26 protein-coding genes are annotated in these 20,747 nt (G+C 64.2%); 12 read left to right on the forward strand and 14 right to left on the reverse strand.

What is annotated here, in order from left to right; translation table 11 throughout:
* Positions 1-108: 108 nt before the first annotated feature.
* The 4 genes from CKW40_RS17985 to CKW40_RS18000 are packed head-to-tail and all read right to left on the reverse strand — an operon-like array spanning position 109 to position 2,594.
* Positions 109-450 carry a hypothetical protein gene (locus CKW40_RS17985; RefSeq protein ID WP_095201227.1) on the reverse strand — a complete coding sequence of 114 codons (342 nt, stop codon included), beginning with the start codon at positions 448-450 and terminating at the stop codon, positions 109-111.
* Entirely contained in the window at positions 447-1,337 is an 891-nt protein-coding gene (locus tag CKW40_RS17990; protein ID WP_095201228.1) for an NAD(P)-dependent oxidoreductase, read from the reverse strand. The genes CKW40_RS17985 and CKW40_RS17990 overlap by 4 nt, the downstream gene beginning before the upstream one ends.
* Positions 1,334-1,870 carry a gluconokinase gene (locus CKW40_RS17995; RefSeq protein ID WP_095201229.1) on the reverse strand — a complete coding sequence of 179 codons (537 nt, stop codon included), beginning with the start codon at positions 1,868-1,870 and terminating at the stop codon, positions 1,334-1,336. The genes CKW40_RS17990 and CKW40_RS17995 overlap by 4 nt, the downstream gene beginning before the upstream one ends.
* Positions 1,839-2,594: an SDR family oxidoreductase gene (locus CKW40_RS18000; RefSeq protein WP_095201230.1), complete on the reverse strand. Its 756-nt coding sequence runs from the start codon at positions 2,592-2,594 to the stop codon at positions 1,839-1,841. The genes CKW40_RS17995 and CKW40_RS18000 overlap by 32 nt, the downstream gene beginning before the upstream one ends.
* Positions 2,595-2,672: 78 nt before the next feature.
* Between CKW40_RS18000 and CKW40_RS18005 the strand changes: the two genes are divergently transcribed.
* The 3 genes from CKW40_RS18005 to CKW40_RS18015 all read left to right on the forward strand — a co-directional run bounded on the left by CKW40_RS18005 (position 2,673) and on the right by CKW40_RS18015 (position 5,792).
* Positions 2,673-3,620 carry a 2-hydroxyacid dehydrogenase gene (locus tag CKW40_RS18005; RefSeq protein WP_095201231.1) on the forward strand — a complete coding sequence of 316 codons (948 nt, stop codon included), beginning with the start codon at positions 2,673-2,675 and terminating at the stop codon, positions 3,618-3,620.
* A 69-nt stretch (positions 3,621-3,689) separates the two neighbouring features.
* Complete coding sequence (locus CKW40_RS18010) at positions 3,690-4,724, forward strand: L-idonate 5-dehydrogenase (protein WP_095201232.1); 1,035 nt, start codon at positions 3,690-3,692, stop codon at positions 4,722-4,724.
* Between the two features lie 48 nt (positions 4,725-4,772).
* Complete coding sequence (locus tag CKW40_RS18015) at positions 4,773-5,792, forward strand: LacI family DNA-binding transcriptional regulator (protein WP_244571214.1); 1,020 nt, start codon at positions 4,773-4,775, stop codon at positions 5,790-5,792.
* Positions 5,793-5,862: 70 nt separating this feature from the next.
* Here CKW40_RS18015 and CKW40_RS18020 read toward each other — a convergent pair whose 3' ends face one another.
* From CKW40_RS18020 to CKW40_RS18030, 3 genes are read right to left on the reverse strand one after another with little or no spacing between them, the layout of a single operon-like run.
* Positions 5,863-6,960: an ABC transporter substrate-binding protein gene (locus CKW40_RS18020; protein WP_095201233.1), complete on the reverse strand. Its 1,098-nt coding sequence runs from the start codon at positions 6,958-6,960 to the stop codon at positions 5,863-5,865.
* Between the two features lie 13 nt (positions 6,961-6,973).
* Positions 6,974-8,038 carry an ABC transporter permease gene (locus CKW40_RS18025; protein WP_095201234.1) on the reverse strand — a complete coding sequence of 355 codons (1,065 nt, stop codon included), beginning with the start codon at positions 8,036-8,038 and terminating at the stop codon, positions 6,974-6,976.
* 9 nt (positions 8,039-8,047) lie between these two features.
* Positions 8,048-9,541, reverse strand: coding sequence for a sugar ABC transporter ATP-binding protein (locus CKW40_RS18030; RefSeq protein WP_095201235.1), 1,494 nt, complete (start codon positions 9,539-9,541; stop codon positions 8,048-8,050).
* Positions 9,542-9,672: 131 nt separating this feature from the next.
* On the opposite strand from CKW40_RS18030, the gene CKW40_RS18035 reads away from it, so the two are divergent.
* Positions 9,673-10,596 (forward strand): SMP-30/gluconolactonase/LRE family protein, encoded by a 924-nt coding sequence (locus tag CKW40_RS18035; RefSeq protein ID WP_095201236.1) that lies wholly within the window; start codon positions 9,673-9,675, stop codon positions 10,594-10,596.
* A 42-nt stretch (positions 10,597-10,638) separates the two neighbouring features.
* Here the strand turns inward: CKW40_RS18035 and CKW40_RS18040 are convergent, their stop codons facing one another.
* Positions 10,639-11,556, reverse strand: a complete 918-nt coding sequence (locus CKW40_RS18040; RefSeq protein ID WP_095201237.1) for a polyprenyl synthetase family protein — start codon at positions 11,554-11,556, stop codon at positions 10,639-10,641.
* A gap of 222 nt (positions 11,557-11,778) precedes the next feature.
* On the opposite strand from CKW40_RS18040, the gene CKW40_RS18045 reads away from it, so the two are divergent.
* The 3 genes from CKW40_RS18045 (at position 11,779) to CKW40_RS18055 (ending at position 13,695) form a co-directional block, all read left to right on the forward strand.
* A complete protein-coding gene (locus CKW40_RS18045; protein WP_095201238.1) occupies positions 11,779-12,540 on the forward strand; it encodes a biosynthetic peptidoglycan transglycosylase in 762 nt (253 codons plus the stop codon).
* 289 nt (positions 12,541-12,829) lie between these two features.
* A complete protein-coding gene (gene rpmF, locus CKW40_RS18050; protein WP_008834724.1) occupies positions 12,830-13,012 on the forward strand; it encodes a 50S ribosomal protein L32 in 183 nt (60 codons plus the stop codon).
* A gap of 281 nt (positions 13,013-13,293) precedes the next feature.
* A complete protein-coding gene (locus tag CKW40_RS18055) occupies positions 13,294-13,695 on the forward strand; it encodes a hypothetical protein (protein WP_095201239.1) in 402 nt (133 codons plus the stop codon).
* A gap of 9 nt (positions 13,696-13,704) precedes the next feature.
* Here the strand turns inward: CKW40_RS18055 and CKW40_RS18060 are convergent, their stop codons facing one another.
* From CKW40_RS18060 to CKW40_RS18070, 3 genes are all read right to left on the reverse strand, one after another.
* Positions 13,705-14,136, reverse strand: a complete 432-nt coding sequence (locus tag CKW40_RS18060; protein ID WP_095201395.1) for a GlcG/HbpS family heme-binding protein — start codon at positions 14,134-14,136, stop codon at positions 13,705-13,707.
* 177 nt (positions 14,137-14,313) lie between these two features.
* A complete protein-coding gene (locus CKW40_RS18065; RefSeq protein WP_095201240.1) occupies positions 14,314-14,547 on the reverse strand; it encodes a hypothetical protein in 234 nt (77 codons plus the stop codon).
* A 76-nt stretch (positions 14,548-14,623) separates the two neighbouring features.
* Positions 14,624-15,145, reverse strand: coding sequence for a winged helix-turn-helix transcriptional regulator (locus CKW40_RS18070; protein WP_095201241.1), 522 nt, complete (start codon positions 15,143-15,145; stop codon positions 14,624-14,626).
* Positions 15,146-15,239: 94 nt separating this feature from the next.
* On the opposite strand from CKW40_RS18070, the gene CKW40_RS18075 reads away from it, so the two are divergent.
* The 4 genes from CKW40_RS18075 to CKW40_RS18090 all read left to right on the forward strand — a co-directional run bounded on the left by CKW40_RS18075 (position 15,240) and on the right by CKW40_RS18090 (position 17,673).
* On the forward strand, positions 15,240-16,076 hold the full coding sequence (locus CKW40_RS18075) for an alpha/beta fold hydrolase (RefSeq protein WP_095201242.1): 837 nt from the start codon (positions 15,240-15,242) through the stop codon (positions 16,074-16,076).
* A 123-nt stretch (positions 16,077-16,199) separates the two neighbouring features.
* Positions 16,200-16,856 carry a glutathione S-transferase family protein gene (locus CKW40_RS18080; protein WP_095201243.1) on the forward strand — a complete coding sequence of 219 codons (657 nt, stop codon included), beginning with the start codon at positions 16,200-16,202 and terminating at the stop codon, positions 16,854-16,856.
* A 5-nt stretch (positions 16,857-16,861) separates the two neighbouring features.
* The gene (locus CKW40_RS18085; protein ID WP_095201244.1) at positions 16,862-17,197 is read left to right on the forward strand and encodes an ArsR/SmtB family transcription factor; all 336 of its coding nucleotides are present in this window, start codon (positions 16,862-16,864) and stop codon (positions 17,195-17,197) included.
* A gap of 11 nt (positions 17,198-17,208) precedes the next feature.
* Positions 17,209-17,673 carry an SRPBCC family protein gene (locus CKW40_RS18090; protein WP_095201396.1) on the forward strand — a complete coding sequence of 155 codons (465 nt, stop codon included), beginning with the start codon at positions 17,209-17,211 and terminating at the stop codon, positions 17,671-17,673.
* Between the two features lie 29 nt (positions 17,674-17,702).
* On the opposite strand, the gene CKW40_RS18095 is transcribed toward CKW40_RS18090, so the two are convergent.
* The 3 genes from CKW40_RS18095 to CKW40_RS18105 form a co-directional block, all read right to left on the reverse strand.
* Positions 17,703-17,966 carry an ArsR/SmtB family transcription factor gene (locus tag CKW40_RS18095; protein ID WP_027041916.1) on the reverse strand — a complete coding sequence of 88 codons (264 nt, stop codon included), beginning with the start codon at positions 17,964-17,966 and terminating at the stop codon, positions 17,703-17,705.
* Between the two features lie 31 nt (positions 17,967-17,997).
* On the reverse strand, positions 17,998-19,245 hold the full coding sequence (locus CKW40_RS18100; RefSeq protein ID WP_095201245.1) for an MFS transporter: 1,248 nt from the start codon (positions 19,243-19,245) through the stop codon (positions 17,998-18,000).
* A gap of 92 nt (positions 19,246-19,337) precedes the next feature.
* A complete protein-coding gene (locus tag CKW40_RS18105; protein ID WP_095201246.1) occupies positions 19,338-19,532 on the reverse strand; it encodes a DUF1192 domain-containing protein in 195 nt (64 codons plus the stop codon).
* Between the two features lie 122 nt (positions 19,533-19,654).
* On the opposite strand from CKW40_RS18105, the gene CKW40_RS18110 reads away from it, so the two are divergent.
* Positions 19,655-20,665 (forward strand): NAD(P)H-quinone oxidoreductase, encoded by a 1,011-nt coding sequence (locus CKW40_RS18110; RefSeq protein ID WP_095201247.1) that lies wholly within the window; start codon positions 19,655-19,657, stop codon positions 20,663-20,665.
* The last annotated feature ends 82 nt before the right edge of the window (positions 20,666-20,747 follow it).

A 20,747-nucleotide genomic window follows, 5' to 3' on the forward strand; every position in this document is an offset into this window, starting at 1 on the left:
AACGACCGGGATTACGCTTCATTTACATTAAGATTTCGTTGGCGCGCCTGTCCGATTGCTGACACGACCCCGCCAGGAAGCGAGCCGGGGCCGGAACCGCGGATGCCACTACGCTTTGGCCAGGGGGAACTCGTTGGCGATCGTGACGTGATGGTGGATGCGACCCTCGAAATATCTGGTCAGCACCGCTTCGGTCGCGGCGCGCGATTCAGCGCGGACGGGGCTGGCAAGGGCCGCGTCGACGGCCGCCATGTCGCGGTAGTTGATCGCCAGGATCAACGGGAATTCCGGTGCGCCGTCGTCACGCTTTTCGGCGAAACTGACGCGTACGTCGAGCGCGCCGGGAAACGCCTTCCACTTCGGCAGGACGGTCTCGAGGACAGCCTGGCGGAATGCCAGGGTCTCACCGTCCTTCACCTTGCCTTCAAACAGCGCATAGCGCGTGATCATGTCCGGTTCTCCTGATCGTTGTTGCGTTGGAAGAATTCCATCAATGCGGCCTGATCCTCGCCGCCCAGTCCAGCAGCCGTCAGCAGCCTGTGCACTTCGGCGCAGACGGCCGTCAGCGGCATCGCCGTATGCGTGCGCCGCGCCAGATCCTGCGCGGCATTGAGATCCTTGACCATATTGTCGATGCGGCCCGTGCGCCGGTAGTCGCGGGTGGCGAAGCGCGGCAGGTATTCCTGCAGGATGGCGCTGTCGGCGCGGCCGCCCTTCAACGCCTGCGGGATCTTCAGCACGTCGACGCCGGCGTCCAGCGCCAGCCGCGTCGCTTCCGCCACGGCCATGAAGTTCAGCGCGCACAGCACCTGGTTGATCAGCTTGGTCGTCTGGCCGGTGCCGGCCGGGCCCATATGGGTGTAATTGGCCGCGACGTCGCGCAGTACATTGTGGGCATCCTCGACGTCATCCTCTTCGCCGCCGGCCATCAGTGTCAACTCGCCGATCAACGCCTTCGGCGCGCCGCCTGAGAGCGGGCTGTCGACCCAGCGCAAACCCTTCTCGCTTGCGTCGGCGGCGAGCTGGCGCGTCGCATCGGGGTCGATGGACGACATGTCGATGATCAGCGTGCCGGGCTTCGCTCCAGCCGCCACGCCGCCGTCACCGAACACCGCGCGGCGCACGATCGCCGCCGAATTGAGGCTGAGAATGACATAGTCGGACGCGCTGGCGGCCTCGGCCGCACTCGCCATTGCGGTCGCGCCCCTGGCGACCAGCGCCTCGACCTTGGCCTTGTCGAGATCGAACACGGCGAGGCGATTGCCGGTGGCGAGCAGGCGCTCGCCGATCGCCCCGCCCATGGCGCCGGCGCCGATCAATGCGACTTTGTTGGTCATGACGGCCGCTCCTCGAATTTCGTTGTTATGTCCGCGACAATCTCCTCGAGCGGCGCGTCGATCGCCACCCTGATCGCGTTCTCATCCTTGCCTGGTATCTCCAGCGTCGCGAACTGGCTGTCGAGCAGGCTGGTCGGCATGAAATGGCCGGTGCGTTCGCGCATGCGACGGGAAATCAGTTCGCGCGAACCGTCGAGATAGATGAACAGCACCGGCGCGCCGGCTTGTTCGGTGATGAAATCGCGATAAGCGCGCTTCAACGCCGAGCAGCCGACGATGACGGGCATCGTGCCTGGCCTCAGGGTTTCGCCGACCTTCGCCAGCCACGGCCACCTGTCGGCGTCGATAAGCGGGATGCCGGCGCTCATCTTGGCGATGTTGGCCTCCGGATGCAGCCGGTCGCCATCGACATAGGTCGCCGAGATCGCGCGGGCGAGTGCTTCGCCGATCGTTGTCTTGCCCGATCCCGCAACGCCCATGATGACCATGCGGCGCGGCGGATCAGATCGACGCTGTGATGCCGCCATCGACATAGAGGACATGTCCGTTGACAAAGGACGACGCGTCGGAGGCGAGGAAGACGCAGGCTCCGACCAGTTCCTCGACCTTGCCCCAGCGGCCGGCCGGTGTGCGCTTTTCGAGCCATGCACTGAATTCCGGGTCGGCGACAAGGGCAGCATTGAGCGGCGTGTCGAAATAGCCTGGTGCAATGGCGTTGCACTGCAGGCCGTGCTTGGCCCAGTCCGTCGCCATGCCCTTGGTCAGGTTGCCGACCGCGCCTTTGGTCGCCGTATAGGGTGCGATGCCCGGGCGGGCGAGTGCGGTCTGCACACTGGCGATGTTGATGATCTTGCCGCGGCCGCGGCCGATCATGTGGCGCCCGACCGCCTGGCCGACATGGAAGACGCTGGCGACATTGGTCTGCAGCAGGCGCTCGAAAGCATCGGCGGGAAAGTCCTCGAGCGGTGTGCGGAACTGCATGCCGGCATTGTTCACCAGTATGTCGATCTGCCCGCCGGAGAGCTCGAAACCGTCAATGGCGGAGCGCACCGCTTCATGGTCGGTGGCGTCGAAGACGAGTGTTCGTGCCCCTGGTATCCGTGCCGCCGCCGCCGCGAGCTTTGTCGCGTCGCGGCCATTGAGGACCACGCTGGCGCCAGCCCCGGCCAGGCCCTCGGCCAACGCAAATCCGATGCCTTGAGAGGAGCCGGTAACGAGCGCCGTGCGCCCCGTGAGATCGAACAGAGTGGACGACATTTTCCCGATTGCCTCTCGTCGTTGAATGTTGTTATGTTATCGATAACATTGCTGTCAAGTCAATTGGAGCGAAAACCGATGCAGCGGCCTCACATCCTTCAGATTGGACCTTATCCAGCGTGGGACGAGGAGCCACTCAACCAGGCCTTTGTTGTCCACCGTTATTTCGACGCGCTCGACAAGCCGTCCTTCCTTGCAGAGGTTGGGCCGCGCATACGCGCCATCGCCACGCGCGGCGAACTCGGCGCCAGCCGGGCCATGATCGCGGCCTGTCCTTCACTCGAGGTCGTGAGCGTCTATGGTGTCGGTTTCGACGCGGTGGACCTCGCGGCATGCCGGGAACGGGGCGTGCGCGTCACCAACACGCCCGATGTGCTGACCGGCGATGTCGCCGATCTCGGGATCGCCATGATGCTCGCCCTCTCGCGTGGCGTGGTCGAGGCGCAGCGTTGGGTGCACGACGGCAGTTGGGCGGCCAAGGGGCTGTACCCGCTGCAGCGCCGCGTCTGGGGCCGGCGGGCCGGCGTACTTGGTCTTGGCCGCATCGGTCACGAGGTGGCCAAACGCCTCGCCGGCTTCGGCATGGACATTGCGTACAGCAGCCCCACACGCAAGGATTTCGCGTCGAACTGGGCGTTCGTCGCCGACCCGGTCAAGCTGGCCGAGCGCTCGGATTTCCTGTTCGTGACGCTTGCCGCGTCGCCCGCGACGCGCCACATCGTCAACAGCGATGTGATCGCCGCACTTGGCGAGGACGGCATGCTGATCAACATTTCGCGCGCTTCCAACATCGACGAGGATGCGCTGCTCGACGCGCTCGAGAAGAAGACGCTTGGTTGCGCCGCGCTCGACGTCTTCGAAGGCGAGCCGAAGCTCAATCCGCGTTTCCTGGCGCTCGACAATGTGCTGCTGCAGCCGCACCATGCGTCGGGCACCGTCGAAACGCGCAAGGCCATGGGCAAGCTTGTGCGCGACAACCTCGCCGCCCATTTTGCCGGCCAGCCGCTGCTCACGCCGGTGCTTTAACTCCTAATCTCAACTCCGAAGGGAAACGCTGCACAGCCTTCCTGGACCTGCCCGAGGAGCTCGCCTGCCATGAAGTCGATCGTCATCCATGCCGCCAAGGATTTGCGCATCGAGGACCGTCCGGTCGAGGAGCCGGGGCCAGGCCAGGTGCTGCTGCGTCTCGCCGCCGGCGGCATCTGCGGCAGCGACCTGCACTATTACAATCACGGCGGCTTCGGAACGGTGCGGCTGAAGGAGCCGATGATCCTCGGTCACGAGGTCTCCGGCGTCATCGAAAAGCTTGGGTCCGGCGTCAGCGGGCTGCAGCCTGGTCAGCTGGTCGCGGTCTCGCCTTCGCGGCCCTGCTACAGCTGCCGGTACTGCCGCGAAGGGATGCACAACCAATGCCTCAACATGCGCTTCTACGGCAGCGCCATGCCATTCCCGCACATACAGGGCGCGTTCCGCGAAATGCTGGTGGCGGACGGGCTGCAATGCGTGCCGGCGGACGGGTTGAGCGCCGGCGAGGCGGCGATGGCCGAACCGCTGGCGGTCTGTCTCCACGCGACGCGCCGGGCCGGCGAGATGCTGGGCAAGCGCGTACTGGTAACCGGCTGCGGGCCGATCGGCCTGCTGTCGATCCTCAGCGCACGGCGCGCCGGTGCGGCCGAGATCGTCGCCGTCGACATCACCGATTTTACGCTGGCGATGGCGGTCCGGGCCGGGGCCGACAAGACGATCAACACGTGGACGGACCCGGAAGGGCTGGCTCCCTATCTCGCCGACAAGGGCACCTTCGACATCCTCTATGAATGCTCGGGGGCCGCGGCGGCGCTGGCGCAAGGCATCGCGGCGCTGCGCCCGCGTGGCACCATCGTCCAGCTCGGCCTCGGCGGCGCCGAGATGGCCCTGCCGATGTCGGCGGTCACCACCAAGGAACTGTCGATCAACGGGTCGTTCCGTTTCCATCCGGAATTCGCCGTGGGCGTCGAGCTGATGCGCAAGGGGTTGATCGACGTGAAGCCGCTGATCACCCACACCGTGGTCTGCGACGAGGCCTTGTCCGGCTTCGAACTTGCCAACGACCGCAGCCAGGCAATGAAGGTTCAGATCGCCTTCTCGTGAGCCTCGGCGGCGCGTTGCATTCCGCAGTGATATCGATAACGTATGGCCATGCAGCCTTCGCCAAAACGCCCGACCATGGCCGATGTCGCGCATCGCGCCAACGTCTCGACAATGACCGTGTCGCGCGCATTCAAACGCGATACCTCCATCAGCGCCGACACGCGCGACCGGATCATACGGGCGGCGGACGAGCTCGGCTATGTCTTCGACAGCATCGCCGCCAACCTGTCATCGCGCCGGTCGGGTTTCGTCGCGGTGACGATCCCTTCGATCAACAACGCCAATTTCGCCGACACGGTGCGCGGCATGACCGAGGGCCTGCGCGACAGCGGGTTGGAAATCCTGCTCGGCTTCACCGACTACAATGTCGAGGAGGAGGAGCGCCTGGTCGGCCAACTGCTCAGGCGGCGGCCGGAAGCGATCATCGTCACCGGCGGCCGGCATACGCCGCGCTGCCGCAAGATGCTGGAGAATGCCGGCGTGCCGGTGGTGGAGACCTGGGATCTGCCAGACGATCCGATCGGTCATGTCGTCGGTTTCTCCAACGCCGAAGCCGGGCGGCTGATGGTCGATCATTTCGTCGCGCGTGGCTATTCGAGGCTCGGCTTCATCGGCGGTGATACCTCGCGCGACACGCGTGGCCTCGATCGCCGGCGCGGCTTCGTCGCGGCGCTGCAGGACCGCGGCCTCGACGCCTCGCGCGTCATCGCGTCGGGCGTGCCGCCGATCTCGATGCGCGAGGGCGCCATCGCCATGGTCGAGATGATCTCACGCTGGCCGGACACGCAGGCGGTGATGTGCGTGTCGGACCTTTCGGCCTTCGGCGCGCTGATGGAATGCGTTCGGCGCGGCATCCGTGTCCCCGAGGACGTCGCGATCGCCGGCTTCGGCGCCTATGACCTCGCCGAGCAGTCGGTGCCTTCGATCACCACGATCGACGTCGGCGCGCATGAGATAGGCATCAGAGTGGCCGAGCTGGTGCTCGACCTGCTCAACGATCGCCGCGCGGCCGATGACCGGGTGGTGGTCGGCATGACGCCCAAGGTGATCGTGCGCCACACGGCTTAACGGTCTCCAAAAAAGAAAACGGCCAGCGCGATGAGCGCCAGCCGTCTTCTGGTGGCCTTTGCGGCCGAGCTTACTTGCCCCAGATTTTCTTGTATTGGTCGCGATAGCCGTTGCCCGGATCGAAGCGGTTGTCCGGGCCACCATCGAATTCGACATTGTCCGACGTCACCACATGCAGCGGCGAGATGTAGCCCGACCATTTCTCGCCAGCCATGGCGCGGTTGAGCTCGTCGACGAGCTGCCAGCCCTGCAGGTTCAGCGGCTCTGCCACCGTCACCTTTTGGAACTGGCTGGAGCGGATGCGCTGGTAGGCGGATTCGGAACCATCGCCCGCCGCCACATTGATCGGCGCGTCGGTGCCGGATTTGCCGGCGGCCGCCAGCGACGGGCCCATGAAGTCGAAATAGAGATCGTTGATGGCCAGCGAATGGGTCCAGGCGTCGCCGTATTTCTGCAGCAGCGAGGTGGTGAGCTGCGGCATGCGCTGCGAGGTTTCGGCGATCGGCGTGTCGACATATTCGAGCACCTTGCCGCCGAGATCCTCGATCTCCTTCTTCATCCGGTCCGCCTTGGCGATGGCGATCTGGTAGGTGGAATCGGTGAAGATGATGACGCCAGGCTTGCCCTTGGCGTCGACAAAGGCCCAGTCGGCTGCCGCCTTCGACACTTCCATCGGATCGGTCGAGACGTTGGCGATGATGCCGAGATCGTCGATCGGGCCGACCGTCGGCGCGGCATGCCATGCCGCCATCGGAATCTTGGCCGCCCTGGCCTGCTCCATCGCCGGTTTCTGCTCCACGGCATCGAAGCCGTTGATGATGATGCCGTCGGGATTGAGCGCCAGCGCCTGGCCGAATGCCGCGGTGCGGCCGCCGATGGAGCCGGCGCCGTCAAGTGTCTTGACGGTCCAGCCAAGGGCCGCCGCTGCTTCCTCGACGCCCTTGGTGACGCCAAGGATGCCGCCGTTCTTCATATCGGCGCCAAGCACCACGATCGTCTTGCCGGCAGCGCCTTTCGGTCCGGTCGTCGGGCCGTCCCATTTGTCGACCTTGCTGGCGTATTTGTCGACGACGGCCTTGGCGTCGGCCATCGGGTCGGCCAGCGCGGTTGAGACGATGCCAAGCGCCAGGCAGGCGACGCCGAGTTGAAGGACTGTTCTGCGATGCATGTTTCTTCTCCCATTAAGCATTGTCATTTGTCTTTGTTGGTTGGCTGGCGGCTGGGGGCGGCACGACCGCGCCGCGGCGGCGCTGCGCGTAGCCGGCAATGCCGATGGCGACGAGCAATGTGACGCCGTTGAACAGCGGCTCGACCCAGAACGAGCCGCCGAATTGCTGGATGCCGGAAATGCCGGCGGCGAGGATGACGACGCCGATGATCGTGCCCCAGACATTGACGCGGCCGGGCTTGATGGTGGTCGATCCGAGGAAGGCACCGACCAGTGCCGGCAGCAGATATTCGAGACCGACGCTGGCCTGGCCGATCCGCAGCTTCGAGGCGAGAAGCACACCGCCCAGCGCGGTCAGCGCGCCCGAAGCAATGAAGGCGCCCATGACGAATTTCTGCACCGGTATGCCGTTGAGCGCGGCGGCCTTGGGATTGGCGCCGATGGCGTAGAGGTAGCGGCCGATCGGCATGTATTCGAGCACAAGCCACATCGCCAGCGCCAGGACGATCACGTAGTAGCCAGTGATCGGCAGGCCGAACAGCATCGTGCCGTTGAGAGCGAGGAAGCCGTCGGGAAGCATGCCGACGACCTGGCGGCCGCCCGTGTACCACATGGCCAATGCATAGAGCACGGTGCCGGTGCCGAGCGTGGCGATGAAGGAATCGATGCGCGCCACCTCGACCAGCAGGCCGTTGATGAAGCCGGTCACGACGCCGAGCAGGATGACGATGAGCACCGCGATCGGCCAGGGGACACCGAAGGCGGTCTGCAGGCTGATGGCCAGGATATGCCAGAGCACGATGCCGTAGCCGACGGTCAGGTCGATGCGGCCGGAGGCCATGGGGATCATCGCCGCCAGCGAGAGCAGGGCGATGATCGCCTTGTCGGAGATGATCGAGCGCAGATTGAGCAGCGTCGGGAAGGTGCGCGGCAGGAGCAGCGAGAACAGCAGGATGAGCAGCAGCGTCAGGATCGGCAGGCCGTAGACCGGCAGATAGCGCGCCGCCTTCTGGCCAAAGCTCAGCCCGGAGAGTTCCGAGCGGGTCGGCTCCAGCGCAGTCGATTTGATCGAGTTCATGGATCCTCCTCAGGCGGCTTCGGACACGGAGGCGGCGTGGATGAGCGCCGCCGTCGTCAAGGCATCGCCGGCCAGTTCGCGCACGATGCGGTTGTGCGAAAAGACAAGGGCGCGATGGCAGATATGGGCGACCTCCTCGAAATCCGTGGACACGACGATGACCGCCAGCCCGGCTTCGACGGCCGCCGCGATCAGCCGGTAGATTTCAGCCTTGGCGCCGACATCGACGCCCGCCGTCGGATCCTCGGCGATCAGCAGCTTGCGGCCCGTCGCCAGCCAGCGGCCGACGACCACCTTCTGCTGGTTGCCGCCGGAGAGCGCCTCGATCGGCAGATGCGGGTCGTTTGGCCTCAGGCCGAGCCGCGCGCCGAGCTCCTGCGTCAGCTCGCTCTCCCGCGCCGGCTTCATGAAGGAGAAAAGTCCGCGGCCGACCGCCGATGGGTTGAGATACATGTTCTCGCGCACGGACAGCGACAGCGCCACCGACTCCTCGGTGCGGTCGCGCGCGATCAGACCGACGCCGGCGGCAAGGGCTGCACCGACCGAGGACAAATCGAGGCGTTTGCCGTCGAGTGAGACTGTGCCGTCGAAAGGCTCGGCGCCGAACAGCGCGCGGCCGACGGCTTCCTGTCCTGCACCGCGCAGGCCGACCAGGCCGAGCAGTTCACCTGATCGCGCCTCGAAGCGAACCGGACCGACGCTGCCGCAGCGCAGATCCTCGACCTTCAGGCGCTCGGGTCCGTCCTGCCAGCGCGACTTGGCGAACATCTGATGCGCCGGGCGGCCGACGATGAGATCGACCAGTTCCTGCGGCGTCGTCTCGGTGACCGGCTTGACCGCCACCATGCGGCCGTCCCGCATCACGGCGACACGGTCGGCGATGCGGAACACTTCGTCCAGGCGGTGCGAGACATAGATCATGCCGACACCGCGCTCGCGCAACGGCCGCAGCGCCTGGAACAGGCGTTCGACCTCATCGGCCGGCAGGCTTGCCGTCGGCTCGTCGAGCACCAGCACATCGGCTTCGGTGGCGAGCGCGCGGGCGATGGCCACCAGCGATTTCTCGGTGCGGGAAAGATCCTGGACGCGCGTCGCCGGATCGAAGGCGCAGCCGACCAGTGCCAGGGCAGCCTCGGCACGACGCTCTGTGTCGCGCCAGTCGATCAGGCCCGAGCGGCGCGAAAAACCCTGCGCCATGCCGACATTCTCGGCCACCGTCATCCATTCGATGAGGCCGAGATCTTGATGGATGAAGGCGACCTTCTGTGGCTGGTTGGGGCGCGGCGGGCGGTGGTGATAGTCCTCGCCGCGAAAGCGGATTGTTCCCTGGTCGCGCTTGTAAATGCCTGCCAGCGTCTTGATCAGCGTCGACTTGCCGGCGCCGTTCTCGCCCAGCAGCGCCACGACCTCGCCCTCGTGGATGTCGAGCGAGACCGACTTCAGCGCCAGAGTGCCGCCGAAGCGCTTGGAGATGTCGATGAATTCGATGAGCTTGGGCCGCATCTATGGCCCTCCCAAGCCAAACAAACGGACTGAATTGGCAACGATGTTATCGCTAACATTTTTGCAGGTCAAGTCTTGAAAATGGCTCGCCGCGAAGGCTATCGATAGGCCGGCTTCGTGGAGGACAAGGCATGTTCGGAGACATTGAAGGCGCAGGCTTCGAGGTTCTCGACGAGCGGTTCGAGCGCTGCTTCGTCGGCCATGTCGCCGTCGAACGGCTGTGGACGGGCGGGCGCTGGCTGGAGGGTCCGGCATGGTCCGCAGCCGGGCGGTATCTGGTGTTTTCGGACATCCCGAATGACCGCATCATGCGCTATGACGACACCAGCGGCATGGTCTCGGTTTTTCGCGCGCCGGCGAACAACGCCAACGGCAACACAGTCGACACTGAAGGGCGGCTGGTCACCTGCGAGCACCGCGCGCGGCGCGTCACCCGCACCGAGCATGACGGGTCGATCGCCGTGATCGCCGACCGCTTCGAGGGCAAGCGGCTGAATTCGCCCAACGATGTGGTGGTTCACTCGGACGGCACGGTGTGGTTTTCCGATCCGCCCTACGGCATCGCGACCGACTATGAGGGCGACCGCGCCGAGCAGGAGATCGAGGGCTGCCACGTCTACCGAGCCTACCCTGCAACGGGCGCGGTGACACGCGTCGTCTCGACGATGGCGAAACCCAACGGTCTCGCTTTCTCGCCGGACGAGACCATCCTCTATGTCGGCGATACCGGCGTCACGCACCAGAAGGACGGCCCGCGGCACATCCGCAAGTTCACCATCGGGGGCACCGCGCTCGAGGAGCTCGGCGTCTTCGCGACCTGCACGGCTGGCCTGTTCGACGGATTCAGGGTGGATACGGCTGGCCGCGTCTGGGCTGGCGCCGGCGATGGCGTCCATTGCTTCGACCCCGACGGCACGCTGATCGGCAAGATCCGCATTCCGGAGACGGTGGCGAACCTCACCTTCGGCGGCCCGAAACGCAACCGCCTGTTCATCACGGCGCGGCAGTCGCTCTATTCGGTGTATGTCGTGGCGAATGGCGCAGGGCGGGGATAGTCCTGCCTGCCCTGCCAGGCAGGCAATTTCCAAATGCCAAACTCAGCTGTTGCGTGTCGCCACGAAGGTGGCGGCTTCCTTCAGCAGCGCCGCCGGTTCGCCATAGGGTTCGAGCAGCGCGTGGGCCTGGCCGACAAGGCCGTGCAGCTGGCTGCGCGCCCAATTCGCGCCATGCAGCGCCACCAGCGTTCCCTTGCCGGCGGCGGCGTCCTTACCGGTCGCCTTGCCCATCTGGCTGGCGTCGGCGGTGAGGTCAAGCAGATCGTCGGCAAGCTGGAAGGCAAGGCCGATCGCCGAGCCGAATTCAGCCAGCCGCTCGCGGTCTTCCGCCGGAGCGCCGGCGATGATTGCGCCCGCTTCGCAGGCGAAGCGGATCAGTGCGCCGGTCTTCATCGCCTGCAGTGTTATGATGCCCGCCTCGTCGGGCGGTGTCTGCTCGGCTTCGAGGTCGAGTTTCTGGCCACCGACCATGCCGCCGGCGCCGGCGGCGCGGGCAAGCGCCAACACCAGGGCGGCCCGCCGCTCCGCCGGCAGCATGGTCGCCTCATCGGCGATGATGTCGAAGGCCAGCGTCAGCAGGGCGTCGCCGGCCAGGATGGCGGTTGCCTCGTCAAAGGCCCTGTGCACGGTCGGCTGGCCGCGGCGCAGATCATCGTCGTCCATCGCCGGCAAATCGTCATGGATCAGCGAATAGCAATGCACGCATTCAAGGGCCGCCGCGACGCGTAGTGCCGCTTCGCCATCGGCGGAAAACAGGGCGGCACTTTCCATGACCAGGAAGGGGCGCAGGCGCTTGCCGCCGTTCAGCACGCCATGGCGCATCGCCGCCATCAGCCGGTCGGGTCGCGCGATCTCCCCCGAAAGCGGGCGATCGTCAAGCAATCGCCGCAGCAGCACCTCGACGGCCGCCGCCCGCCGGATGAGCGCCATTTCGAACGCCATTTCGTCGTCATTCGTCATGGCCGGGACCGGTAGCCGACACTCAGACGTTGCGCAAGAAGGCAAGCGCCATTATGCCGGAGCGGTAAGAGCCCGTTTGGAAACTCTACTCCTGCGGTCATCTGAAGGCGTTTTCTGCGCTTCCGGTGCTCACGTACTCGAATGTACGCTCCGCTCCGGTTCTCGAAAACACTGTCATATGACTCACAGGAGCGCGTTTCAAAACGAGCTCTCTGGCACGGGTTGGGCGGCTTGGCGGAACCGATCGTCGATCATGAAACCGAAAAGCTGGACATGGCGACGAGATCGCGAGGCGTGAACCGCCGCAATCTCAGGCGCTGGGTCCGGCGCGGCATCGTCGTGGCCGCCGTACTGGCGTTGATTCCGACGGTGCTGACCTTTCTTTACCTGCCGTCCTTCGTGCATCCGGTGTCGACGCTGATGCTGAAGGACCTGGCGACCTTCTCCGGCTATGACCGGCGCTGGGTGTCGATTGACGATGTCGCGCCGGTGCTGGCCCATTCGGTCATCATGTCGGAGGACGGGCAATTCTGCTTCCACCGCGGCGTCGATCTCGGCGAATTGCGCGGTGTCGTCGACGATGCGCTGGCCGGCGAGGCGACGCGCGGCGCCTCGACCATCACCATGCAGACGGTGAAGAACCTTTTTCTCTGGTCGCGGCCGCTGGGCTCGGTGCGCAAGGTCGTCGAACTGCCGCTGGCCGTCTATTTCGACGCCGTGATGTCGAAACGCCGCATCATGGAAATCTATCTCAACATCGCCGAATGGGGGCCGGGCATCTATGGCATCGAGGCGGCGGCACAGCACCATTTCGGCATTTCGGCAAAACAGCTGTCGCGCCGGCAGGCGGCACTCCTCGCCGTCACCTTGCCCAATCCGATCGCCCGCAATCCGGCAAAACCCGGGCCGGGCCTGAGACGGCTCGCCAATCTGATCGAGCGCAGGGCAGGTCGTTCCGGTGCCTATGTCGGCTGTCTCGAATAGGGTGTGTCGATGTTCAGGTGATGCCGGCCTGCAAACGGCGGATACCTGCGCTCCCGGTGCTCACGTACTTCAAGTACGCTCCGCTCCGGTTCTCGGTATCCATCGTTTTCGGCTCGACCTGACCTGAACCTCGATGCACCCTAACCTAGCCAACTCAAAAAAATTCATGGTAGCGCTGGCCAAAACGGCACAGGGCGTGTATAGGCACCCGACTTTCTCAGATTTAGGCCCCGACATGGCCCTTTCACGAGGGCGGGCGGGGCTTTTGACCATGTAGTGGAGCATATCCATGGCCGTTCCGAAACGCAAAACCTCTCCGTCCAAGCGCGGCATGCGCCGCTCGGCAGACGCCCTCAAGGCCCCGACCTATGTCGAGGACAAGAATTCCGGCGAAATGCGCCGCCCGCACCACATCGACCTGAAGACCGGTATGTATCGCGGTCGCCAGGTGCTGACCCCCAAGGAAAGCTGAGACCAGCTTTTCCCAAGGTTTGAGTTACAAAGGACCGGCCTCTGGCCGGTCTTTTTGCGTTTGGCGGAACTTGATGAACCGGAGCCGAAGCTCGGGCTGCCATCTCACCGGCGTGCAATGCGCGCCGGCTACTTCAGCGCTCAGCCTCTGGCTTGCGCTTGCAACCGGCTGACATGGTTGTTGCATCCGGTCTTCGACCGTGTTTGCGGCTTCTTACGAAAAATCTTGACGGCGTGCCTGTGGCGCATTCTACAGAAGGTGCCCCCATATGGAGACGCCAGATGTTCGGTGCCGTCCCGCTTTTGATCGTGCCTTTCATTCTCTACAATCTCGGCCTGCTCGGAATTTTCGGCGGCGGTGACGATCCATGGGCGAGCGAGATCTTCTCGTTCCGCATGATGTCGGGTGGGGTGTTCTCGATGACGCTGGGCGACCTGATGATCTTGATCGGGCTGATCTTCCTGTTCCTCGAAATGGTGAAGTCGGCGCGCACGACCAGCGCCTCGATCATGGACCATCTCCTGTCGACGCTGGTCTTCGTTGCTTTCCTGGTCGAGTTCCTGCTGGTCAAGGGTGCCGCGCATTCGATCTTCTTCACGCTGATGATCATCGCACTGTTCGATGTGCTGGCCGGGTTCGCGGTGTCGATGCGGTCGGCGAGCCGGGACATCAACGTCAACTAGACTAAGGGCTCAGCCCGGATCGGCGGTGAAGCCGGCGGCCTCGATGCCGGCGATGGCCGCTGCCTCGTCATTGTCCGATGTGTCGCCTGATATGCCGACGGCACCGACAATAGTGCTGGCCTTGTCGCGGATCAGCACGCCGCCGACGACCGGCAGCACGCGCCCGCCCGATACGTCGGAAATGCCGGCGACCAGATGCGGGCGCTCCTTGGCGAAGGCCTCGACCTTGCGTGAGCCCATGCCGATGGCCAGCGCGCCATAGGCCTTGCCGGCCGACATTTGCGGGCGCAGGAACGAGGCGCCGTCCTGGCGCTGGAAGGCGACCAGATGTCCGCCGGCGTCAAGCACCGAGACGCCCAGCGGCTTGAGCTTGAGATCGGCGCCCTTGGCAAAGGCGGCATCGATGATTTGCCTGGCTTTTTCGAGCGGCAGTGCGGTCATGGCAATCTCCTGTTGGAAAGGGACAATCATCGGCGGCCGGCCGGCCGAAGCAATCCCGGTTTCGGTTGAAATTGCTTCTTGTGAAGCGGTGGGATGAAGGTCCGCTGTCTGGATGGCGCCGTCGAACGGCAACAGGCGAGCAGGCGCCGGCCGATTCAGGCGGCGGTGCCGAAAGTGTTATTTCTTTTTGGCACGTGCAGGCTTCTTGGCGGGCACTGCCGGGGCGTTGGCGAGGTCTTCGGCTTCCTTGGCGAGCCGCAGGGCCCGCAGCTTGTCGGTCTTGACCTTGCGGGCGTCGCTCTCGGCGGCATATTCCGCCATCGCCTTCTGGCGGACGGTCGCCGCTTCTTCCTGTTTCTTGAAGCGCAGATCGGCGCGCGCGCGGGCGGCATCCCGAGAGTTCTCAACCAAGACCTTATCCAATCCCGTGAATTGTGGTTTCCGCTTGTTCTAGCAGAGCCGGGCTCTAAACGGGGAAAATAGTTGGTTACGCGGCCGGGCTGGCGCTGAGAGCCTTGCTGGCGACCACGGCTTGATAGGCCGCCTGCAGGGTCGCGCGAACAGAAGGGCCGGACGCAGTGTCGAGTGGCGTGCCGAGATGCTCATGGCGCAACTCGTCCATGAACTTCTCCCATAGTGGCGGCCCGCCCTTTTCCAGGAGCTCGGCGCGGATCGAGAGTTCCTCGCTGGTCGGCAGCCAGACCCGGCCCCAGGCGCCGAGATGGGCCAGGATCGGCACCAGCGTGATGGCCATCTCGGTCAGGCTGTAGATCGCCTTCTGCTTGTGTGAGGGGTCGTCGGCCTTGGTCAGCATGCCAAGTTCCATCAGCCGCTTCAGCCGGTCGGCAAGGATGTTGGAGGCAATGCCTTCCATCGATCCGTTGAGCAGTTCGCGAAAATGCCGCCTGCCGCCGAAAATCATGTCGCGAAGGATGATCAGGCTCCAGCGGTCGCCGAACACTTCCAGCGACAGGTTGATCGGGCAGCCGGACCGGCGATCGAGGCTCATTCGATTCTCTCCACACAAAACCAGTTGCATTATCGTATCAGTTTTATTATGGTGCAACCGATTGCAAAATGCAATCAGATTAGGAGGCTGCGTGATGACGACGATCAATCGCCCCGAGATCAAATCCGAAGCCTTCGGCGACCCTGAAAATCCCCCGCTGCTTTTGATCATGGGCGCGATGGCCTCGATGCTGTGGTGGCCGGAGGCATTTTGCCGGGAACTGGCGGATACCGGCCTGTATGTCATTCGCTATGACAATCGAGATACCGGCCGCTCGACCAAATATCCGCCGGGGAAGCCGCCCTACACATTCGACGACATGGCGGACGATGCGATCGGCGTGCTCGACAGCCACGGCATCGGCAAGGCCCATGTCGCCGGCATGTCGATGGGCGGCATGATCGCGCAAATCGTGGCGCTCAAGCACCCCTCCCGCGTCGCGTCGCTGACGGTGATCAGCAGCTCGCCGGTGGGAATGGACACCTCGCATCTGCCACAGACGACCGATGCCTATATCGAGCATTCGGCCGCGGGCGCCGATGTCGACTGGTCGGACCGCGGCCAGGTGATCGATTTCGTGGTCAGGGATGCGCGGGCGATCGCCAGCACCGCGCATCCGTTCGACGAGGCCCGGATGCGGGCCTTCATCGAACAGGATTACGATCGCTCCGGCGGGCTCCTGAGTGCAACCAATCATTTCTCGCTCAAGGGCGGAGATGCATGGAAGGGTCGCTTGCCGGAGATGACGGCGCCGCTGCTGGTCATCCATGGCACATCAGATCCGATCTTTCCGGTCGGGCATGGCGAGGCGCTGGCCAAAACGGTCGTCGGCGCGAACCTCCTTAGCGTCGCGGGCGACGGCCATGAGCTGCATCCGCAAGACTGGCTGGACATCGAAGCCGCCATCGTCGCTCATATCAGCTCCAATTGAGATTTCACGAGGTCGGTCTTGACGGGCAAGATTTGCCACAATAGTTAAGCAATTGCTTCAGTGTTGACCTGGCGGGCGCATAGCTCCCGCCCATCGACGAACCATCAAACAGAAGAGCACAGAATGTCCCTGACGCTGCATTTCCATCCGCTTGCCTCCTTCTGCTGGAAGCCCCTGATCGCGCTCTACGAGAATGGCACGGCCTTCAACCCGGTCATCGTCGACCTTGGCGACGAGCACTCGCGCGCGGCCTTCCTGAAGATTTCGCCGACCGGCAAGATGCCGGCACTGCGCGACGATGCGCGCGACCGCACGGTGCTGGAATCGACTATCGTCGTTGAATATCTCGCCGCGCACTATCCGGGTGTGGTCGAACTCGTTCCCGCCGACATCGATGCGGCGCTGGCGGTTCGCCAGGCCGACCGCTTCTATGATTTCTATGTGCAGGAGCCGATGCAGAAGATCGTCGGCGACCGGTTGCGTCCGCTCGACAAGACCGATCCGTTCGGCGTCGAGCAGGCGCGCGGCCAGCTGCGCATGTCCTATGCCATCATCGAACAGGAGATGCAGTCGAGGCGCTGGGCTGTGGGCGACGCCTTCAGCCTGGCCGATTGCGCGGCGTCGCCCGCGCTCTTCTATGCCAACAAGGTCGAGCCGTTCGGCGACAAATATCCGGCCGTGAAGCGCTATCACGACCGCCTATTGCAGCGCCCTGCCTTCGCCAGGGTCATCGAGGAGGCGCAGCCCTACTTCAAGTTTTTTCCCTACAACAACGGCTGACCGCGATGCTGCACGATGCCGCCCAGCTCGACCTGATGTTCCAGGCGCTCGCGGATCCGGCGCGGCGGCAGATGGTCGACCGGCTGTCGCGCGGCCCCGCCTCGGTAAGCCAGCTGGCCGAGCCGCTGGCGATGTCGCTGTCGGCCGTCGTCCAGCACCTCAACCTTCTGGAGGCAAGCGGGCTGGTGCGCACGCAGAAGGTTGGACGGGTGCGTACCTGCCAGATTGAACCCAAGGCGCTGAGGGCGGCCGAACACTGGATCAATGAGCGGCGCCTCGCCTGGGAGCGCCGGCTGGACCGGCTGGGCGATTTTCTGGCGGAAACCAAAGACGAAACATGAAGGAGATCTCAGTGAGCCAAAAATCCGTCGTCCATTCCACCTTCGTCATCGAGCGTCTCTATCCGGCGGCGCCGTCGAAAGTCTTCTTCGCGCTCAGCAATGCAGACGCCAAGCGACGCTGGTTCACCGATCCCGACAATCCGATGCCCGGCCGCTTTGAAATGGACTTTCGCGTCGGCGGCAAAGAGGTCAATGCCGGCGGGCCAAAAGATGGTCCGATCCACGTCTACACCGCTACCTATCAGGATATCGTGCCGGACCAGCGTATCGTCTACAGCTATGACATGCTGTTCGGCGGAACCCGCATCTCGGTGTCGCTGGCCACGATCGAACTTTTTGCAGAAGGCAAGGGGACGCGGCTGGTGCTGACCGAGCAGGGCGCTTTCCTCGATGGCCACGACACCTCGTCAACGCGCGAGCACGGGACCGGAGTGCTGCTCGATCTGCTCGGCGCCTTTCTGGACAAAAAGACCTGAAGTGTTGATCGGGCCGCGGTCAGAAACGGTCAGGCTTCCCAGAATTGATCGAGCCAGATGTTGAGCTTCAGGAAGCCGGAATTGCTGACTGTATAGACACGTCGCGTGCCTTCAGCTTTGGCGTTGACCAATCCGGCGTCCAGAAGCACTTTCAGATGCTGTGATACGGCCGGGCGTGATACTGGCAAGCCGGCGGCCAACTCGTTAACGGTTTTCGGGCCGCGTCGAAGTTCTTCCAGAAGATGGCGCCGATTGGGGTCGGCGATCGCCATGAAGGCGTCGGAAAACATCATGCCTCATTTGTGAGGCAAAGTTTTTCGAATCTCAACTGTCTGCTTCTGCTTTTCTTCTTGGATCGAGCCGCAATGCTTCCGGCGTCAGCGAGCGATCGGCAGGCTGCGTCTTGAAGGCATCGCGATTTTCGATCGGCACCGGAGCGCGGCGGCTGATGCGCAGCAGCGTGTAGCCGGCCAGCGACAGATGCGCGAAGGCGGTCGCCAGAAACAGGCCCTCCGGGCGCATCCAGCCCATCAGCGCCGCTGCCAGCAAAGGGCCAATCATCGTGCCGAAGCCGTAAAGCAGCAGCAGGCCACCCGATACTTTGACGAAATCCTCCGCACGGGCGTGGTCGTTGGCATGCGCCACGGCGATCGAATAGAGCGTGTAGGCGAAGGCGCCGTAAGCGGCGGTTAAGACGATGACGAAGACGGCCGAGCGCGGTTCGAACAGGAAGATTAAGAGGGCTACCAACGCCCCCCCGAAGGCGGCACCAGCCAGCACGAAACGCCGGTCGGTCTTGTCGGAGAGACGCCCGGCCGGCAGCTGCATGGCCGCACCGGCGACGACGACAAGGCTCATCATCAAGGCGATCTCGGCCGTGGAAATGCCGATGCGGGCGCCGTAGACGGCACCCAGCGTGCCCCAGGCGCCGTTGGCGATACCGACCAACAGGCAAGCGACCGCCGACACCGGCGAGTTGGCGTAGAGCCCCTTGACGTCGAGCTTGACGTCCTGCAGCGGCTTGGGGAGCGATGCCGAAGAAACCGCGGTCGGAATCAGCGACAGGCAAAACAGGATGCCGGTGATCATGAACAGCGAGGCTGATTTCACGTCGCCGCCGGCAACGATCATCTGTCCGCCCATGATCGAGGCGTAGGTGACCATCATATAGAGGCCGAAAACGGTGCCGCGGTTCTCGTTGGTGGCCTTCTCGTTCAGCCAGCTTTCGATGACCATGAAGGCGCCGGCCATGGTGAAGCCGGTGAAGGCGCGCAACAGGATCCAGACATATTCGTCGATGATCAGGCCGGTGAGCAGCGCTACGATGGCGCCGGACGCGGCAAAGGCGCCGAAGGCGCGCACATGCCCGGCGCGACGCACAAGGCGCGGTGCGAAGAAACAGCCGGTGACGAAGCCGCCGGCCCAGGCCGTGCCCATCAGGCCGAGCGATGCGGTCGAGAACCCCTCCAACTGGCCGCGCAGGGGCAACAGCAGCCCATGCAGGCCCGATGCCGCGAGCAGAAAGGCAGTGCCGCGAAGCAGGGAGAGGATCGGTCGGTAGGATGCGAGCATTTTTTGATCCGGCTGGACTCTGAAAGGGGTGGCAGGGTCTGAAGACAGTCGCATTCCGGCTTTTCAGCGGCGAGCCGTCCCGCCCCGGTCCTCTATCCGCGGCGGAACAGCGCCTCGGCGGCCGATTTGGTGTTGTCCTTGGACTTGATCTCTGCTTCCAGCCGGGCAATTTCGTCGCGCAGTATGCCGATGCGTTCCGACAGTTCACCAAGCGAGAGCAGCGACAGGTCCTGCCCGATCTCATGCGGGCGCGCCTTCTTCTTGGGTTCGTCGTCGAAGATCGCCATCGTTGCTCCTCCTCCGCCACACCAGATTGGCCATTTGCCTGATTTGGCAATCAGCATACATAGGGCAAGGGCGTCGATGCAAACAGCCGGTAAGAATGCGGCGAGGAAAGACGGGAAACTTCATGGCGAGCGGACAGAAAATTCCGGCCAGGATGACGGCAATCGCTATCTCGGAGCCGGGCGGCCCACGGGTGCTGAAACCGGAGACGCGCGACGTGCCGCAACCCGGCCCAGGGGAGATCTTGATCAAGGTGCATGCTGCGGGCGTCAACCGGCCCGACGTGCAGCAGCGCAAGGGCGCCTATCCGCCGCCGCCCGGCGCATCGGACCTGCCGGGTCTCGAAGTGTCGGGCGAAGTGGCAGCCCTTGGTGACGAGATATCGCGCTGGCGCATCGGCGACCGGGTCTGTGCGCTCACACCCGGCGGCGGCTATGCCGAATATGTCAAGGTTCACACCGGCAGTGTGCTGCCGCTGCCGGCCGGGTTCACGCATACGGAAGCGGCGGCGGTGCCGGAAAACTATTTCACCGTCTGGCACAATGTGTTCGAGCGCGGCGGCCTGAAGAAGGGTGAGACGCTGCTGGTGCATGGCGGCTCGTCCGGCATCGGCACGACGGCGATCCAGCTGGCCTCGGCCTTCGGCGCCTATGTCATCACCACCGCCGGATCCAAGGAGAAATGCGACGCCTGCCTGAAACTCGGCGCCGACCGCGCGATCAACTATCGCGAGGAGGATTTCGTCACGGCGGTGAAAGAGGCGACGGAAGGCAAGGGCGCCAATGTCATCCTCGACATGGTCGGCGGCGACTATGTCCAGCGCAACTACGAGGCCGCCGCCGTCGAGGGCCGCATCGTCCAGATCGCGGTGCAGGCCGGCGCCGTCGCCAGTGCCGATTTTTCCAAGATCATGGTCAAGCGGCTGACCCATACCGGTTCGACGCTGCGGCCGCGCACCGTCGAGTTCAAGGCGGCGATCGCGGCGGCACTGGAGGCCCAGGTCTGGCCGCTGCTCGGCACCCGCAAGGTCGCACCCGTCATGGACATGATTTACCCGCTCACCGATGCCTGGCGCGCGCATGAGCGGATGGAGGAGGGCGAGCATATAGGCAAGATCGTGCTCGACGTCGGCTAGGACGTGCCGATATCCAGGTGAGGCCGGCCTGCAAATGATGGCTTCCTGCTCACGTACTTAAGTACGCTGCGCTCCGGTTCTC

This window comes from Mesorhizobium carmichaelinearum, from assembly GCF_900199455.1.
Lineage (GTDB): Bacteria > Pseudomonadota > Alphaproteobacteria > Rhizobiales > Rhizobiaceae > Mesorhizobium > Mesorhizobium carmichaelinearum.